The sequence below is a fragment of the Microcoleus sp. A2-C3 genome (assembly GCF_036706065.1).
Lineage (GTDB): Bacteria > Cyanobacteriota > Cyanobacteriia > Cyanobacteriales > Microcoleaceae > Microcoleus.
The window spans coordinates 39,817-57,074 of sequence record NZ_JAUBVX010000004.1; the positions used below are offsets into that span (position 1 = coordinate 39,817).

General features: G+C 46.2%; 10 protein-coding genes. 3 read left to right on the forward strand and 7 right to left on the reverse strand.

The genetic code is table 11. The features are described from left to right. Positions 1–200: 200 nt before the first annotated feature. From QUB66_RS03850 to QUB66_RS03875, 6 genes are all read right to left on the reverse strand, one after another. Positions 201–7,865 (reverse strand): DUF4347 domain-containing protein, encoded by a 7,665-nt coding sequence (locus QUB66_RS03850; RefSeq protein ID WP_332966405.1) that lies wholly within the window; start codon positions 7,863–7,865, stop codon positions 201–203. A gap of 499 nt (positions 7,866–8,364) precedes the next feature. Then, entirely contained in the window at positions 8,365–8,634 is a 270-nt protein-coding gene (locus QUB66_RS03855) for a ParE family toxin-like protein (RefSeq protein WP_332966406.1), read from the reverse strand. Then, positions 8,631–8,828: a hypothetical protein gene (locus QUB66_RS03860; protein ID WP_265238576.1), complete on the reverse strand. Its 198-nt coding sequence runs from the start codon at positions 8,826–8,828 to the stop codon at positions 8,631–8,633. The genes QUB66_RS03855 and QUB66_RS03860 overlap by 4 nt, the downstream gene beginning before the upstream one ends. Positions 8,829–8,885: 57 nt before the next feature. Continuing rightward, a complete protein-coding gene (locus QUB66_RS03865) occupies positions 8,886–9,764 on the reverse strand; it encodes a 3'(2'),5'-bisphosphate nucleotidase CysQ family protein (protein WP_332966407.1) in 879 nt (292 codons plus the stop codon). A 206-nt stretch (positions 9,765–9,970) separates the two neighbouring features. Then, positions 9,971–11,101 carry a cupin-like domain-containing protein gene (locus QUB66_RS03870; protein WP_332966408.1) on the reverse strand — a complete coding sequence of 377 codons (1,131 nt, stop codon included), beginning with the start codon at positions 11,099–11,101 and terminating at the stop codon, positions 9,971–9,973. A gap of 232 nt (positions 11,102–11,333) precedes the next feature. Beyond that, a complete protein-coding gene (locus QUB66_RS03875) occupies positions 11,334–12,197 on the reverse strand; it encodes a PfkB family carbohydrate kinase (protein ID WP_332966409.1) in 864 nt (287 codons plus the stop codon). Positions 12,198–12,247: 50 nt separating this feature from the next. Here QUB66_RS03875 and rsmI point away from each other — a divergent pair, with 50 nt between their 5' ends. Together rsmI and QUB66_RS03885 are read left to right on the forward strand one after the other, a co-directional pair. Beyond that, positions 12,248–13,129 carry a 16S rRNA (cytidine(1402)-2'-O)-methyltransferase gene (rsmI, locus tag QUB66_RS03880; RefSeq protein ID WP_332966411.1) on the forward strand — a complete coding sequence of 294 codons (882 nt, stop codon included), beginning with the start codon at positions 12,248–12,250 and terminating at the stop codon, positions 13,127–13,129. A 241-nt stretch (positions 13,130–13,370) separates the two neighbouring features. Beyond that, positions 13,371–14,588, forward strand: coding sequence for a glycosyltransferase (locus tag QUB66_RS03885; protein ID WP_332966412.1), 1,218 nt, complete (start codon positions 13,371–13,373; stop codon positions 14,586–14,588). Positions 14,589–14,731: 143 nt separating this feature from the next. On the opposite strand, the gene QUB66_RS03890 is transcribed toward QUB66_RS03885, so the two are convergent. Then, positions 14,732–15,727 (reverse strand): DNA cytosine methyltransferase, encoded by a 996-nt coding sequence (locus tag QUB66_RS03890; protein ID WP_332966414.1) that lies wholly within the window; start codon positions 15,725–15,727, stop codon positions 14,732–14,734. A gap of 140 nt (positions 15,728–15,867) precedes the next feature. Between QUB66_RS03890 and QUB66_RS03895 the strand changes: the two genes are divergently transcribed. Beyond that, positions 15,868–17,154 (forward strand): bifunctional folylpolyglutamate synthase/dihydrofolate synthase, encoded by a 1,287-nt coding sequence (locus tag QUB66_RS03895; protein WP_332966415.1) that lies wholly within the window; start codon positions 15,868–15,870, stop codon positions 17,152–17,154. The last annotated feature ends 104 nt before the right edge of the window (positions 17,155–17,258 follow it).

A 17,258-nucleotide genomic window follows, 5' to 3' on the forward strand; every position in this document is an offset into this window, starting at 1 on the left:
TAAATCCCCCTTAAGAAGGGGGACTTTGAGAAGATTATTATCCCCCTTGTTAAGAAGGACTTTGATAACTCTTGTCCCCCCCATTTTTAAGGGGGGTTAGGGGGGATATAGGCCTTGATTGTGCGCTAGGCATTCGGCGGTTGAAACCGATCCTATACAAACATCAAGATAAGACGGCGGTTTTAACCGCCGATTGTTTCTTAAATTAATCCGAAATTTCCCGCGCTAATACTGCTAGCAGAAACTCCGCTGAGAGAAGCTAAAATCTCGCCAGTTTGGGCAAACCGAATTAATGTTGAACCGCTATCTTCACTAATCGCCAATTGCGCGAAAGTCAGCCCGTTACCCAATACTAACAAGTCTTGACCAATTTCAAAATCGGTAACAGTATCAGTCCCGGAATTGGTAGAGAGTAGGAATTTATCGACTCCCATTCCTCCTGTCAAAGTATCATCTCCCAAACCGCCATCTAGTAAATCATCTCCCTTGCCTCCAAGCAAGATATCATTACCATCGCTGCCGTTCAAGATATCAGCACCTCGGTTGCCAAACAAGACATCATTACCGCTATTTCCCAGCAAAGTATCGCTACCTTTGCCACCGAAAATAGTGTCATTTTCCAAGCTACCGTCGATCGCATCATTGCCCTTCATAGCCATCAACACATCATTGCCACTCGTGCCGGTGAGGATGTCGTCGCCATTTGTACCGATAATTGCATCCGGCGAATTGCTGCCTAAATCTGCATCGCCTGTGAGTACAGGAGTTGCTATCCCAGCAGGCAAGGTTACAGATTGAATGCGGCTATCTAAAGCAGCACCAGTATTGTCAGTAACTAGCTGAGAAATTGGCTTGCTTCCGGTACCAACTGCTTTGAAATCTTGGGTAGTTGTTCCCAAAGATACTTGTTGGACGCGGGCAACTGCTTGGGGAATTGATGTTGCTGTTGGGTTGGTGATAGCGCTATCAATGCGCTGATTTGCTGTTGCCATTACTATCGCGGATTGCGAGGTAATTTGGGTGACTTTTTGAATGTTGAAACTGGGGTCAATCTGCTGGATTTTAGCAGCGGATTGCTGAATGATTGGTTCTAAGGCGGCTGGATTGCTGAGATTTAAGACTGAACCGGATTGAATTTTATCCGTGATTGAACTGACAACAGCTTTGACAAGATCGTGATTTGCTGCACTGGATGCGCCGTCAATCAAAGCGGCTGTTTGAGTGATGACGTTTTGGACTTTCACCATTGCCGCTAAGACTTGGATTCCGCCCGGTAAATTCTTGTTTGTGGCAGCAATAGGGTCTAACCTAGTCAGATCAAATTCAGCGGGGAGCGAAAGGGCGGCTTTGACTAAAGATTGGGCTGATTCTGGTGTAGTTCCTTTGTCGGTTAAGTCGGCTATCAAGCTGGTTAGGAGGGTGACTACACTGGAATCTGGTGGTGCAGTAAGTGGTGTTTCCAGGGGTAAACCGGTGGCGGTGTCAGTGCCTCCAATTGCGACTAGATTGCCTTCTTCGGGGTCGATTTCTCCGTTTTTGTTTTTGTCGAAGATGTCGAAGGGAACGTCGAGATTGAATTCACCGTTGCTGTTAGTGATAGTGGATGGTTCATTGATATCTTTAATGCCGTTTTTGTTGGCATCAAAAAATAGAGTAGCTCCCGCGATATAACCATCAATTGCGATACCAGAAAAGCCAGAACGGTATATGTGGAAGAAGTCTGTGGCAGTGGCACCTGCATTGTCCGTTGCTGTCACCTCAATTGGCAAATAGAATAATGAGGGGATATTCCCAGCATTTAAATTCACGCTGAAGGTGAGTGTATTCGGATCAAATTTAAGCCAATCCGGCGGAATGAAACTGCCAGTATTCGGGTTGACGCTAAGCCAATCGAGAGAGTTCGGTATTAAGGGGCCGAAGCCGGGTTTTGGCTCTGGAATTATTGAGTAGGAATAAGTGAGACTGTCACCTGGATCGTCGTCAATAAAAGTATTGGCAGCAAGAGTCAAACGGTAGTCGCTGCGGAAAATCCCGCGATTCTGCTCGATGATGGGATTGTTAACCCTTGGCGATCGGTTGGTGGCTGTATTGTCTACTGTAAAACTGCCTTCTGTGGCGAAAGGTGAACCGGCCCAAGCATTATCAATGGATTGCACACTCCAGTAATATTTCTGTGGAGACAAGTTATTGAGTTGCCAACTGGTGTTTTGGCTGGTATTGCCTAACCCAACAATTTGTCGAGTTCCATCGTCGAGAGATGTGGGGGCGAGAATATCCTTGCCACCGGGAGTGCTGCCAACTCGCAGGTTGTAGCTTAAACCATCGGTAGGAGTTTGAGCATCAGTCGCTTTATTCCAGTTGAAAGTGACTTTGTTGCCATTCGGTGCAGCCGACAGCCCTGTGGGTGCAGTGGGGGGAGTGTTCGCATTAGCTGTATTGCTGCGGTAGACTTGGTTGCCGATCAAGATGTCAAGTTTGCCGTCATTGTTATAGTCTCCCCAAGCTGCGGCACCGCTGTCACTGAGTACGGCATTTGTGTCTTCCCTAAAGCCGTTACCAGTGTTGCGGTATACTTTGCTGTCTAACAAGACATCCAATTTACCATCATTGTCGTAGTCTCCCCAAGCTGCAAAACTGCCTCCGGGCAATGCGGCATTGGTGTCTTCGGTAAAAGTGGTGCCAATATTGCGGAACACTTTCGCTATTTTGCCCGAACCGGTATCGCCCGCCAGCAGAATATCGAGTTGGCCATCATTGTTGTAATCTCCCCAAGCTGCTGAACCATCAGAAACACCGGGTAAGACGAAAGCTTCGGTAAAGGTGGTGCCAGTATTGCGGAACACCTTGGCGATTTTGCCCGCATTGGTGTTGCCAATTACCAAAATATCCTGTTTCCCATCGCTGTCATAGTCTCCCCAAGCAGCAGCACCATTGGAGACAGCGGGCAAATTAGCGCTGGCATTGATATCTGGTACGTGGCCGCTGCCAGTATTGCGGTACAGCAGGCTGGCGAGTTGATATTCCCCAGAGTCAGGATTGAGAGCAATTTTTCGGATGTTCGCATCTAGGATATCTAGTTTGCCATCGTTGTTGTAATCTCCCCAACTAAGAGAACCTGACGGGCGAGCGGAACCAAAATCTTCATTGTGGCCAAGATCGTAGTTCGTCCAAGAGGTGCCGGTATTTTTGTAGACTGAGATTGTGTAGGAGGGGATATAATTGCTGCCGGTGCCACGTCCGCGTGGATTATCCAACTTGTTGGCCGCGAACTCGATCCGATCATCATTGTCAGCATCTCCCCAAGCAGCAGATGAAGTAACGGGAAGAGCCTTGCCATCCCAAGTCAGGGTACTGCCTGCGTTGCGATACAGCCAAGTACCGCCGGTCGGTATTGTTCCCGTCAGGATCGGACGATTTCCTGATGCTAAAACATCAAGTTTGCCATCGTTATTGTAGTCTCCCCAAATTCCCTTGACTTGCCCGAGTCCCTGCGATATTTCTGTAGGAAATTTCGCAAACAGCGGGGCTGGAGTTTCATTGTCAGTGTTGGTTACAGTTACGTTGTTGGGAGAGAGAAACTTGTAGTCAAAATCATTGGTTGCGGGAGGATCGAGTTTGATGGTATAAGTGCGATCGCCGTCTGTGATGGCATCGTCTACTCCGGTAACAGTGACGGTTTGGGCTGTGTTCCAATTGTCGGGAGTAAATGTCAGTTCCGATCGAGAAATTTTGCCCTCGGCTGGGTTGTCAACCCTCATGGGAATTGTAACTACCGATTGCGGTTGAGTATTGAGTAAAACGCTGAAATTAGCAGTACCTCCTGCTTCGGTTGTAGTTAACTCGCTGGTGGGATAAACCACAATGCCCGGGCGTAAATTCTGCTGAATGATTAAGATATTGGTAAGGCTGACATCTGCAGCATCAAGGCCTGAGTAGTTAGGATCTCTACTTTGAACGGGTTCGGTGAAGATAGTGTAAGGTATGTTGCCGTATTGGTTTTCTATTGGGCCACCTCCACCTCTTACGGTTACAGTTTGAGGTTGATTCCAGTTATCGGGCGAGAAAGTCAGCCTCTGTGTGGAAACTGTTCCTAGGTTCGGGTTAACCGTCAAGCCAATGCTAACCCCATCACGCGGTTGAGTATTTAGTTTGACGCTAAAAGTTGATTCACCGCCTGCTGTCGTGGTGATTAATCCACTGGTGGGGGAGACTGTAATGCCTGCGGATTCGGACGTTGGTGTCAGTGTGGGTGTCGGTGGCGGTGTCGGTGTTGGTGTCAGTGTGACTGGTATCGGTCTTGGTGTAATTGGTGGTGTTGGTGTCAGTGTGACTGGTGTCGGTGTCGGCGTAATTGATGGCGTTGGCGTCGGCGTCGGCGTAAGTGGTGTCGGAGTCGGTGCCGGTGTCGGAGTAGGCGCATCTGAATCAGGCGGTAGCGGTGCTCCTCCTGGAGTCGGCGTTCCCGTCGGAGTCGGAGTCGGCGTTCCCGTCGGTGTCGGAGTCGGCGTTCCCGTCGGAGTCGGCGTTCCCGTCGGAGTCGGAGTCGGCGTTCCCGTCGGTGTGGGAGTCGGCGTTCCCGTCGGTGTGGGAGTCGGAGTCGGAGTCGGCGCTACATCGTTATCAGTAATCGCCACTGTCACACCCGGAATCACAATCCCGTTATACTTAGTATCACCAGTAGCCGTATGAGAAATACTGCCCGTATGATTTCCTTCCACGACTGCATCGTCTGTAGCGCTTACTGTGACTGACTTCGCCACACTCCAGTTAGTAGAGTCAAAAGTAACAGCAGCGATCGCATTAATTTGATCGCCATTCGCAAAACTAACCGTCACAGGCGCGGTGGGCTGGGATTTTAACTGAACGCTGTACGTCCCTGTAGCACCGCCTTCCGTAGCAGTTGTACTCGTCGGTGAAATAGTCACACCTGCCGTATCATTGTCAGCAATCGTGGCCGTCACAGGAGAAATTGTCAGATTGTTATACTTAGTATCCGTGCTGACCGACTGGTGAGTAATCGTGCCGCTGTGGGTTCCTTGGGCTATGCTGTCATCGATCGCACTTACAGTCACATTTTGAGCAACATTCCAATTATTGGGCGTGAAAGTCAGAGGTGCGATCAGGCTAATTTGAGTACCAGGGTCAAAATTAATCGTCACGGGTGCAGTAGGCGCGCTAGTCAGAAGCACGCCGTAGGTAGCCGTTGCACCGCCTTCAGCAATATTTGTACTACCGGCAGATTGCACGATCGACACACCGGGACTATCGTTATCAGTAATCGATGCCGTCACATCGGGCATCGCTTTGGCGCTATAACTCGCATCGGTACTGGTAACTGTATGGGCGATCGTCCCTGTGTGCGTTCCTTGTGCTACAGTGTCGTCGATCGCAGTAGCAGTGATAGTCTTTTCAACATTCCAGTTAGTGCTGTCAAAGGTAATTTGGGCGATCGGGCTAATTTGAGTGCCAGGATTAAAGCTAATGTTAACCGGTGCCGTGGGTTGTGCAGTTAGCTTGATTTTGTAACTGCCAGTTGCACCGCCCTCTGTAGCAGTGATGTTCGTAGGTGCAACGGTGAAGCCGGCAGTGTCATCATTTGTTATGGTAGTTGTCGCAGTTGCAGTAGTAATTGTCGGCGCGCCACCCGGTGAAACAGGATTTGATAGCGTAATTGCAACAGTTTCGTCAGATTCAACTACTCCATCGCCTAACACATTTAAGGTGATAGTTTTCGATGTTTCCGCCGCCGCAAAATTGATCGTGCCGCTAATACCAGTTGCCCCAGAAGTGCCACCGATACTGTTGTAGTCGCTGGCGTTAGTAGCAGTTCCTCCAATTGCATAATTGACGCTACTCGCTACACCCGTGCCGCTGCGAGTCACAGTGAAAGTTAGAGGTTTTGTGCCGCTATCGCCTTCGGAAATGCTGGCAATATCGGCGGCGACAGCGTAAGAAACAGTACCGTTAGCTGCAATAGTTAGTGTTGTTTCTTTGGTTGTACCTGCAATGCCTCCGGTGATTGTACCGAAGTTGAGAATTGCGGTTTCGGCGTTTTCAGGGAGATTGTCAGGTTTGATAGTAACTGCAACATTCTGGGTGAGAGTAGTAGTCCCGGCGAGGAAAGTAACAGTATTAGGCGAAAAGGTGTAGTCTGAATTTTGGGTGGCTGTGCTGCTGGGGTCGATCGCAATTGGTACAACTACATCGCTAATGGGAGTGCCACCGCTGAGGGTGACAGGGATATTAACTACTGTGTCTGTTGCTCCTTCTGTACCGCTATAAGTTGCCGCACCAAAATTGACTGTATTTGGTGTATTCAGTAGAATTGAAACATCATCTGAACCATTGTTGACTACTGCTAAGTCGGGGAGAGTATCAGCGTTAAAATTGCCCGCCACAAGAGAAATTGGATCTGTCCCCGCAGCAAAGTTGATCGCAGTGCTAAAACTGCCAGCCCCATTTCCTAATAAAATTGAAGCGCCGCTGCTGCTTCCTACTGCTAGATCAAGCTTGCCGTCTCCGTTAAAGTCGCTGGCGACAATCCCTTGCGGACTTGTCCCGACGTTAAAGTTGTCGCCTGCGCTGAAGCCGCCAGTGCCATTTCCTAGCAGAATTGAGACATCGTTAGAGCCGTTGTTAACTGCGGCTAGGTCAACTTTGCCGTCTCCGTTAAAGTCCCCTTGGGCGATCGAATTAGGATTTGTCCCAGCAGCAATATTAGTAGCCGCGCTAAATCCGCCCGTGCCATTCGCTAAAAAGATGGAAACACCGCCAGAAAGACTGTTCGGCACAGCTAAATCGGAAAAAGTATCTCCGTTAAAATCGCCGACTGCCATGAAAGCGGGAATTGACTGTGCGGTTAAGTTGGTGTTGAAGGTTAAGCTGCCGTTGCCACTGCTATCTGCCAGCAAAATTGTGACGGTACCAGAGGTACTGCCAGGGCTTGCATTAACTACTGCTACGTCAGAAAAGTTGTCTGCATTAAATTTCCCAACTGCGACGGATATAGGAGATATTCCTGTGGGATATGGAGTGGGACTACCAAAGCCACCGAGGCCATTTCCTAACAGAATAGAGAGGGCGCTTCCGGTACCACTTCCCACTACTGCCAAGTCAGGGAAAGAGTCGTTATTAAAATTACCGACGGCGATTGATTGGGCATTTGACACTGCTAATGTAGTGCCAGGGCTAAAGCCACCAGTGCCATTCCCTAACAGTATTGAAACGCCTGATCCAGAACTCGCTAGAGCTAAATCTAGTTTGCCGTCGATATTAAAATCCCCTACAGCAATACCGTAGGAATTTGTCCCCACAGGCAAGTTATTTGCCGTACTAAAACTATTCAAAACGTACTCGTAACCCGCTAACACTTCGGGTGCAAATACCAGCGGTGTGTTAATTTCCCCGGTTGTTGCTGCGAGTTTCCAATCGCCGCCTTTTGCTACACTTCCAGTGAGGTTTTTGGAAGCGGCAACATTAGTATTTGTGAGTTGGGCGATGCGCTGGATGAATGCGATCGCACTTAATGCGACATTACAACCATAAATCAGAATGTCCGCGCCCAGAGACAAAGCACTCCGCCACTGCCGCAATTTCTCGGAATAAGCTTCTAGATTGTCTAAACTCAAGCTACCGCTACCGAGTTGCAAGCAGCCGGGAGTGCCGTGAGAAATGATGTGGATGCTCTCAATATTCGTGCGATCGGCTAAAATATCAGTAATTTGGTCGATCGCATCCTCATTCCCATCTAACACCACAACTTCCGTGCCCGGTGTTACCCCCGCTACCAAACTTTGATAATTTGGTACTGTAGTGTCGATAAAGGCGATCGAGCTTACTGAAACTGGAATATTTAAATTTGGCATAATACACCTGACTGGGGTAAAAAAAGACAGCAATTCCCCAATTTCGTGACTTGCGTCCGAAACAATCTATCAATTTTTATTGACAGAGAAACAGCATCTCTGCGTAAAAATCCGGTGAGGAAACATCTGTTGTAGCAACACTAACAGTTTTTTCAGAGAATATATATAAAGTTTTCTTTATAAATAGCTGATTAATTAAAGCTTTGATAAAGATAGGGCTAATTATTAAGTAATATTACGGAAAATTGATTAGGAATGAGAATTAAATAACTTACACAAGTTTGTGGGGTGGGCGGGACGCCCACCCCACAATAACAATTAAAATTGTAAGTTATTTAATTTGCGATCCTTATGAGGTTAATGGATTAATATAATCAAATATTAATCGTAAGTATATGAAGTAGTAGGGACACGGCATTGCCGTGTCCCTACGGGCTCTATCGATGTGGCGTGTACTTCATTCATAAACGTGGAATCTGCTGTATGTGCGATCGGGGCTTTATTTCTGAGCTAATATGGCATCATAATCACCATGAGTCCCTATCCAAAACCATACAATACCTTCAGGTTTTTCAACTCCCAGAGCTCGGTAACTATCGCCTACTCGCACCGATTGCAATTGCTTTCGCCTACCAACTTTTTTTAAATGCAGCGAAGGGTGATATGGATCGACTTTGAGTAATTCATAATTTTTATCGGCTAAGGCTTGTATTTCTTTAGGTAGCTGGTGATAGCAGTGCCAAAAACGCGGTAAAGTCAGATGCTTCATAACACTTTAGCCAATCCAGCTTCATACTCTGCATCAACTTCATCAAGTAGCGCATCCAACCGCCCATCCTCCAAATCCTCTTCAATTTGCCGATCCCAGGCTTGTTGGCGATACTCTATCAGCCAAGTAGTTAACTCCGATAATTCCTTAACCGACAAATTCATAATTGCTGTTTCAAGTTCTTTGACGCTCATACATTTTGCCACATCATTATACGATCAGTATACCAAATTATTTAAGGGCGATCGCACTTATTTCAAACCCGAATCAATCTCCCCCAAAAGCCTCTGGGCATCCCCGCACAAAGCAGCGTGACAGCAACCGTTACTCGCCAACAATCCCCCCCACTGACTGACATCTCCCCGGTTATATTGCAAAGCAGAACCATCAAAACGAGTAAATCGGCCGCCCGCCTCCGTCAAAATCAATTCCGGTGCCGCCAAATCCCAATCCTTGGGTGCAGACTTTCCCGAAAGCGCAATATAAACATCAGCTTTTTGTTCGACAATCGTCGCAATCTTGCAGCCGATGCTTCCCACAGCCAGTTGATTTTGACAGGGAAATTTTTGCAATAGTCGATTTAGGCGATCGTCCCGGTGACTGCGACTTGTTACTATAGATAAATCTGCCACCATATTGCGCGCAGAAACCTGCAATTTCACCGCCGAACCTCCGCGACTTTCCCCAAAAGTACCAGCATCCCGAATTGCGTAATAAATCTTTTGTTGTTCCGGCCAAGCCACAACCGCTAATACCGGTCTTCCCTCAAAAGCTAAAGCAATATGAACGGCAAATTCCCCCGTCTTGTCAATAAAATCGCGCGTTCCATCCAAAGGGTCAATAATCCAAACCCAAGATTGAGGTAAAGGAACTTTGCCGTTACTATCTAAATAAGACTTGTAAGTTTCTTCGCTAAGATAGCCAAATTCTGCATTCCCTAAAGCCGACTGCAATTCATCTAAGATGTAAGAATTAACAGCGACATCCGCCGCAGTAACTGGGCCGTCTTTTTTCTCTTGAATGTCCAGGTTTGGAGTCTGGGAATCGGGGCGATAGTAGGATTGCAAAATATCTGCGGCACCCCAAGCCGCCGCCCGCGCAATTTCGCTTAATTCTTCAAGATTTTTCATTTTTTAAACCGCAGATTTAGTTTGTAGTAGGGTGTGCACCGCGCACCAGTTAGTAGGGTGTGCACCGCGCACCGGTTAGTAGGGTGTGCACCGCGCACCGGTTAGTAGGGTGTGCACCGCGCACCAGTTAAGAAGGTGCGCAGTGCACACCAGTTAAGAAGGTGCGCAGTGCACACCCTACGGATAGAAGTTCAAGTAAGTCTTGATTACCAATTAATATGAGGATATTTCCATTCATAATAATTGGGAAACACAAAATTAGTAAAAGAAACAGAAATACTAACCTCTAATGATTTTACATGATGCCACCAACCTACAGGAATAAATATAACTTCTCCCGGTTCCAAAATCACCTCAATGATTTTCGCATCTCTGTAAAGCGGATATTTGTCATAGTCAGGATTTTCGCCGTCCACCTTACTAAAAACTCCGACATGATTGTAAAGCAGAGGTGTTTGCTGCGGAGAAATCAATTTAATCAGCTTGCGTCCCGATACCTGTGCTAAAACTAAATTAACTGGGTCGTGATGCAGTGGCGTAATTGTACCCTTCGGCCCGAACCAAAAGAAAACTCTGCCTTTTGTATCGCCGGGATTCAGGTATTCTGGGAAAATCTCAAAGTCGTTAAATAGCGATTTAAATTCTTCTCTTTCCAGAGTTTGATTGTTAGCAACCATGTAGCAGTCGTTGCTGGGGCCGCCGTTGACGACCATATCTATATACTCGCGGAATAAAACTGTTTTTTTGTGGTTGTGTACCTTAATTTCGTAATCCGGGTCTGAGTTGCGGTTGGCTTGAATTTCTACCTCTGCATCTCCGTATTTTTGCTGCAAATACTCCGGTGTCCACAACTGCAATGCTTTCCAGTTGTGCATGATGTTGGTAATAATTACTGGAGTATTTTTGGCGTAGTAATTTTCTAGAAAATACTCTTGCGAAAGGCTACTTTTGCGTTCGATTGTACCAAACTTGGAAGAGAGTGCGGCTAATTGATTGTTGATGTTGAGTTGCGATTCCAGTTTCTGCAATAGCTGTACGTAATGGCTACCTGCTTGGAAGTACGGATGAGATGATATGGCCGTAACTTCTGCGGTTGCTGTTTCTGCATCAATACCTGTATTTACTAAGCCTTGAATGATGTCTGCGTCTGCTTTATTTAATAATTTGTTGGCCGCTACCCACTGTTTCAAGTTGTCGGGAACTTCTGGTTTGCTTGGCGCTGTTGCGAGTAGATTGGGTAAGTTTTGCGTCAGCCATTCTAGGTTAACTTGTTGTTCTTCTGTGAGGGTAATCCGCAAGGGGGGAAGTGTGATGCTTAGGGGTTGGGTGTCAGGCATAATTCGGGTATGTTGTTTTTGGACTGTTTGGCTTGGCTTGAAGTTGTTTTACTAATATAGCAATCTTGTTTGATTTGTGAATATGTATATTTTTTTATGAACCACAGAGGGCGCAGAGGGCGCAGAGGAAGAAAGGAGAGGGTTGATATGACTATTTTAGCTTAACAAGTGTTGTCTGTTTCTGTTTTCTGGGTGCGATCGCTTTTTTCAGGATATTTGGGTTATTTTAAGGTTAAGGTTGAATGTTTTTTATCCATTGGCGGGTTCCGAAAGTTTTGCAGGAATCGGAAGCTATTTTGGCGGCGGCGGTGAGGGCGTTTGTAAAGTTGTCTTGTAAAATATAGTGACAGAAAGCGCCGTGAAAAATGTCGCCTGCGCCTAAAGTGTCTGCAGCTTGGATTTGAGGCACTTCTAAACTGCCGCAACTGCCATTACTGAGGTATTGAATAGGTTTTTCGCCGCCTGTGATGGCAATGTGGGGAATTCCGGCTGCTGAGAGATAAGTAAAGACTTGTTCGGAATTGTTGCAGTCGGGGGGATGAAAGTTATCGGAACATACGGCCCATTTAACGAAGGGTAAGATTTCTGCTAATCCGGGTTTCCAACTGCCGCCATCGAGGACGATGGGAATGTTTTTTGATTTGGCGAGTTCAGCGATTTCTTGGCTGGCTGGAATTTGGTGTCCGTCAAACAGTATGATATTAACTGAGGTTAAAATATCGAGGTCAATTGCTTGACTTTTAACCTGCGATTGAGTAGCATTAATCGAGATTACGGCCCGATCGCCCGTTTGTTCAGTTACAATAATCGAAGAAACTGGTGGAGAGTGCGATCGCCCTGGCTGCAAATCGACTATCCTAATATCATACCCCGCTAAGTCTGCACGAATCAATTGGGCGATCGCGCCAGTGCCCAAAACCCCCGCCAACACCGCCGCATTCCCCAAACAGCTAAAAGCAACCGCAGCATTTGTCGCCGGCCCGCCCGCCACAATGGTAGAATCAACAGCAACAACCTTCTGATTTTCACCCGGAGGCTTCTCGGCCAAATAAATCAAATCCAAAGTTGCCAATCCCAAAAACAATCCAGTCTTCATATCTGCGTTAATCCGCATTCATCTGCGGTTAAAAACTCCAAATTATCAAAATGCAGCCAAATCCTAACACAGGAACACTTTACATTGTCGGAACCCCGATCGGCAACCTCGAAGACATGACATATCGCGCCATCCGAATTTTACAAACAGTAGACTTCATCGCAGCCGAAGACACCCGCCACACAGGGAAACTTTTACACCACTTTCAAATCAAAACGCCCCAAATCAGCTATCACGAACACAACCAACAGCAGCGACTCCCCGAATTAATCGAAAAACTGCAGTTAGGAAAAAGTATCGCCATAGTAACCGACGCTGGAATGCCGGGAATTTCCGACCCCGGATACGAATTAGTCAAAGCCTGCGCCGATGCTAACATTAACATAATTCCGATTCCCGGCCCCAGCGCCTGCATTGTCGGGATAAGTGCATCGGGATTACCTACAGACAGATTTGTATTTGAAGGATTTTTGCCCGCCAAAGGTCAAGAACGCCAGCGGAGTTTAGAAAATTTGCAAATAGAATCCCGCACTATTATCTTATACGAATCTCCCCACCGATTGCGACAAACTTTACAAGATTTAGCAAATACCTTGGGAACCGACAGACAAATTGTGCTAGCGAGGGAATTAACAAAAATGCACGAAGAGTTTTGGCGTGGTAGTATCGAAAGTGCGATCGAACTTTACACCACCCGCGAACCCCAAGGAGAATTTACCCTAATAATTGGCGGGCTGCAAACAGACGCACCAATTTTCTCCGAAGACGCCATCAAAGCCGAATTACAAACATTAATAGCAGAAGGCATCAGCCGTTCCCAAGCCAGCCGCCAACTAGCCCAACAAACATCCCTCCCCCGCCGCCAAATCTATCAACTCGCCTTGACAATAGGCGACAGCGAATCATTAGAACAACCCTTAGATGACTTGTGAAAAACCCTCTCTTTTCCCCTCTGCGCCCTCTGCGCCCTCTGCGGTAAAAAAAAGAAAACCAAATAATCACACTAATAATTCTATGGTACGCGGAAACTACTGAGGACAATGAATCACTCGAACAGCCAGGAAATACATAGTAAATCACCCCTTTCATCCTCTCTCCTCTCTTCTCCTCCTCTGCGCCCTCTGCGCCCTCTGCGGTAAAAAAAAGAAACTAAATAATCACACTAATCATTCTATGGTACGCGGAAACTACGATCGCCAAAAACCCTACTTAAGCAACCCCCACATCAACAAACCAATCACCGAAATCTATGCAGACTTAGACGCCTTTACCTGGGAGATATTTGAAAACCAACCCCACCGCTTCGATACCGTCAGCTTCTACGTCTTACTTCCCCCGCTATTTTACGAAGGAAAATTCATCAAAGGGATTTACTTCAGCGAAGGAGTCGAACTCATCAACAAACTATTTCCCCAACTCTCCTCAGTATTTTTCTCATTCACCTATTCCCCCGGAACGTCCTATTCCTGGGCACCGGTAGCCGATGCTTATTCCAGTTTATACAAAAACCCGCAGAGGGATAAGTGGTTTCGCGAGACTTATGCCGATCGCGCCAACAAACCAATCATACCACTGCAAGACACAGACTTCATCAACGAATACTTAATTTCCCCCCGCAACGTCCCCGCCAAAGACATCGACTTGCTAGCCGTCGCCCGAATTTCAGAAGAAAAGAATTTGCCAATAATTGCCAAAGCCTTAAAAATTTACCGCCAAAAATATCCGCAAAAACCGATAAAATTAACAGTAGTCAGCGGCCACGAATTTGATGTTAATAACCTAAATACTCTCGACGAATACGCCTTAAAAGAATGGCAACAAGTAGAGGCAATTTTAGGTAATCCCTCCGACTACATTAATTTATTGCCAAGAGTTGACTACTACAGCGAAATACCTACATATTATTCGCGGGCACAAGCATTCGTCCTCGGTTCCCTCCTCGAAGGAAAAAACCGAGGAATTACCGAAGCAATGAGTTGCAACGTACCAGTAATTTGTTTTGAAGAATTCAATCAGTACGCCAGAGGAAACTCGCCTGTTTTCCCCGAAGGTGCGGGACTTTACGCCAAATTCGACCCGGAATCCTTAGCCGATACTATTCATACAGTATTGGAAAATCAAACCGAATTTAAGCCGCGATATCAGTATTTAAAGCATTGCGGCCGCAAAAATTTTTTCAATACTTGTATAGACAGTTTTCCTTACTACCAGCATAACATTCCCGACTACAAACCGGGAGCAGCATTTAATAATTTGTGGCTGGATTTGGCGGTACAGCAAAATTATCAAATTAGTTTGGATAGTTTTTTGTATGGAGGTTCGCCCCTGTCTCATATTCGCGGCATAAATACGATTCGGCAAAATCTGGGTGAGTTGACTAAGTTTCAATAACAGATAATTCGGAGTGATTAAACCGCAGAGGCCACAGAGAACACAGAGGAAGAGAGGAGAGGGATGAATAATTCTGATGTTAAGCCCGTGGAATTCATTTGCTAGCGACTGGTAGATGGTCGGTTTCGGTTGACAATGATGCCCTATTCTCTATGCCCTATGACAATATCCGCATAAATCTTTTTTGCCAACATCTTAGCCAAATTAACAGGTACGGCATTCCCGACCATTTTGTAGCCGTCAGCAATATATTTGTACTTAAAAATAAAGTCATCCGGGAAAGTCTGAACTCTCGCACACTCTCGCACAGAAAGCCGACGGTAAGGCTGAGGCGAATTTGGGTCAAAAATGCGTTTGTCTTTGTCAACCAAAATCATTTTACTAGCTTGAGGATGCAGAGGTGCGTGTCTGCCGCTTGCCTGAATTGTAAACGAAGGTTCACCCCAACTTCTAACTCGATTCCGCGACATATAAATGCTAGAAAACCCCAAATCTGCACATTCGTGATTCGCGACAGAATCGTGATAATTATCTACTTTACCATGAACTAGAATTGGTTCAGCCTGCAAATCAAAAATTGCATCTTTCAGGGTCAAAATATCGGTTACAGGTTCGGGAAACTCAAAACCAAAACCCAGATTTTGCCGATAACCGATAACAATCACCCTTTGTCTATCTTGCGCTACACCAAAATTTTTAGCATTCACCAACTGGAACGAAACCCGATAACCAATTTCCTCAAACTGCGATAATATATAAGTGAAAGCATCATGATTTCTGGGCGCTAAAATACCCCTAACATTCTCAGCCAAGAAAAACAAAGGCTGCTTGTCTCGCACAATTCTGATATACTCCCAAAAAAGCTGACCGCGAGAATCGTCAATCCCGCGTTTCGCACCCGCCGCACTCCAACTTTGACAAGGAGGCCCACCGATAATCCCAATACAGTCGGGAATTTCATCAGAATTGATTTTTCTGATATCTCTGCGGTCTAAAATAGTTTCAGGATGATTGAACTCGTAGGTATCCCAAATAGACTTATCGTATTCATTCGCCCAAACCGGATTAAACCCAGCCAAGCGAAAACCCAAATCCAATCCACCGCAACCCGAAAACAAAGAAATAATATCCAAAGCCACCTTTTTTTTACCAACAATCAATACAACAAATCAATTATAAACAACTCTCTTTCTCTTTATTCTCTCACTCTGCGCCCTCTGCGCCCTCTGCGGTAAAAAAAAATCTAATTCATCAACAAATATAACACTTATAATCCTCAATGAATGCAAACTCCATCCTCAAATCTTATCAACACTTCGGCGTACACCTAGGCCTCGAAAGAATTCACCAACTCCTCCAAAAACTAGACAACCCCCACAAAAAAGTCCCCATTATCCACATTGCAGGCACAAATGGTAAAGGTTCCGTTTGCGCTTACCTCTCATCCGTACTAACAGCAGCAGGCTATCGAGTCGGGCGCTACACATCCCCGCACTTAATCGATTGGACAGAAAGAATTTGTATCAACCAAAAACCGATTTCTACAACAGCATTACAGCAGTGTTTAGAAAAAGTTGTCAACGCTGCGGAAGGTAATACAGAAAATCCCACTCAATTTGAAATCATCACCGCCGCAGCTTGGCTGTATTTTGCACAACAAAAAGCAGATATTGCCGTGATAGAAACAGGATTGGGCGGTAGATTAGATGCAACTAATGTTTGCGAAACTCCCCTTGTCAGTGTCATCACTTCTATCAGTCTCGAACACTGGCAAATCCTCGGCCCTACTGTCGCCGATATTGCTGGAGAAAAAGCCGGAATTCTCAAATCAAAGTGTCCGGTAGTTGTCGGAGAGTTGCCAGAATCTGCTAGAATAGTAGTAGAAAAAAAGATTCAAAAATTGGATTGTCCGGCAATTTGGGTAAAACCAGCGGTAGATTTAGGAGAAGGATTTGCAGAGTACGATCCCAATCCAGAAATCAGCGTTAATTCGCGTCTATCTGCGGTTAAAATAAAGTATGAATTGCCATTGTTGGGACAAATTCAATTAATGAATTCAGCGATCGCACTTGCCACTATCCACACCCTCCAAAACCTAGGATGGCAAATCTCCGCAACCGCCATCGCCGACGGAATCGCCAAAACCCAATGGCCCGGAAGACTTCAGCAAACTACCTGGAAAAACCGCAACATCCTGATTGACGGCGCGCACAACCCCGCTGCTGCGATCGCCCTGCGCGAATATGTAGACAATCTTACCACTTCCCCGTCACCGATTAACTGGGTAATCGGCATTTTGGCGACGAAAGACTGCGATGATATTTTACAAGCATTACTCAAAAAGGGCGATCGGCTTTACCTAGTACCCGTACCCGATCAAAACTCCGCATCCCCCGCAGAATTAGCCACCATTGCTGAAAATATCTGCCCCGAATTAACAATTTGTCAAGCCTTCCCAGACTTAACAACCGGTTTAGATGCTGCTGTTACAGGTGACAATTTAACAGTGCTCTGCGGTTCCCTTTATCTAGTCGGCTACTTCCTGCAACAACAATCTCAATTTTAAACTCATCCTGCCTGAAGATTAATTTTCGAGTAAACTGGGAATGGTAATTCATAGAAACTGGATTTATTGTCATAATATCATGTCCCCCGATCGCGGAATAGGAG

Coding starts and splice junctions, on each gene's coding strand:
- QUB66_RS03850 (WP_332966405.1), bottom strand. CDS start 7,865: ATGCCAAATTTAAATATTCCAGTTTCAGTAAGCTCGATCGCCTTTATC.
- QUB66_RS03855 (WP_332966406.1), bottom strand. CDS start 8,634: ATGAAGCATCTGACTTTACCGCGTTTTTGGCACTGCTATCACCAGCTA.
- QUB66_RS03860 (WP_265238576.1), bottom strand. CDS start 8,828: ATGAGCGTCAAAGAACTTGAAACAGCAATTATGAATTTGTCGGTTAAG.
- QUB66_RS03865 (WP_332966407.1), bottom strand. CDS start 9,764: ATGAAAAATCTTGAAGAATTAAGCGAAATTGCGCGGGCGGCGGCTTGG.
- QUB66_RS03870 (WP_332966408.1), bottom strand. CDS start 11,101: ATGCCTGACACCCAACCCCTAAGCATCACACTTCCCCCCTTGCGGATT.
- QUB66_RS03875 (WP_332966409.1), bottom strand. CDS start 12,197: ATGAAGACTGGATTGTTTTTGGGATTGGCAACTTTGGATTTGATTTAT.
- rsmI (WP_332966411.1), top strand. CDS start 12,248: ATGCAGCCAAATCCTAACACAGGAACACTTTACATTGTCGGAACCCCG.
- QUB66_RS03885 (WP_332966412.1), top strand. CDS start 13,371: ATGGTACGCGGAAACTACGATCGCCAAAAACCCTACTTAAGCAACCCC.
- QUB66_RS03895 (WP_332966415.1), top strand. CDS start 15,868: ATGAATGCAAACTCCATCCTCAAATCTTATCAACACTTCGGCGTACAC.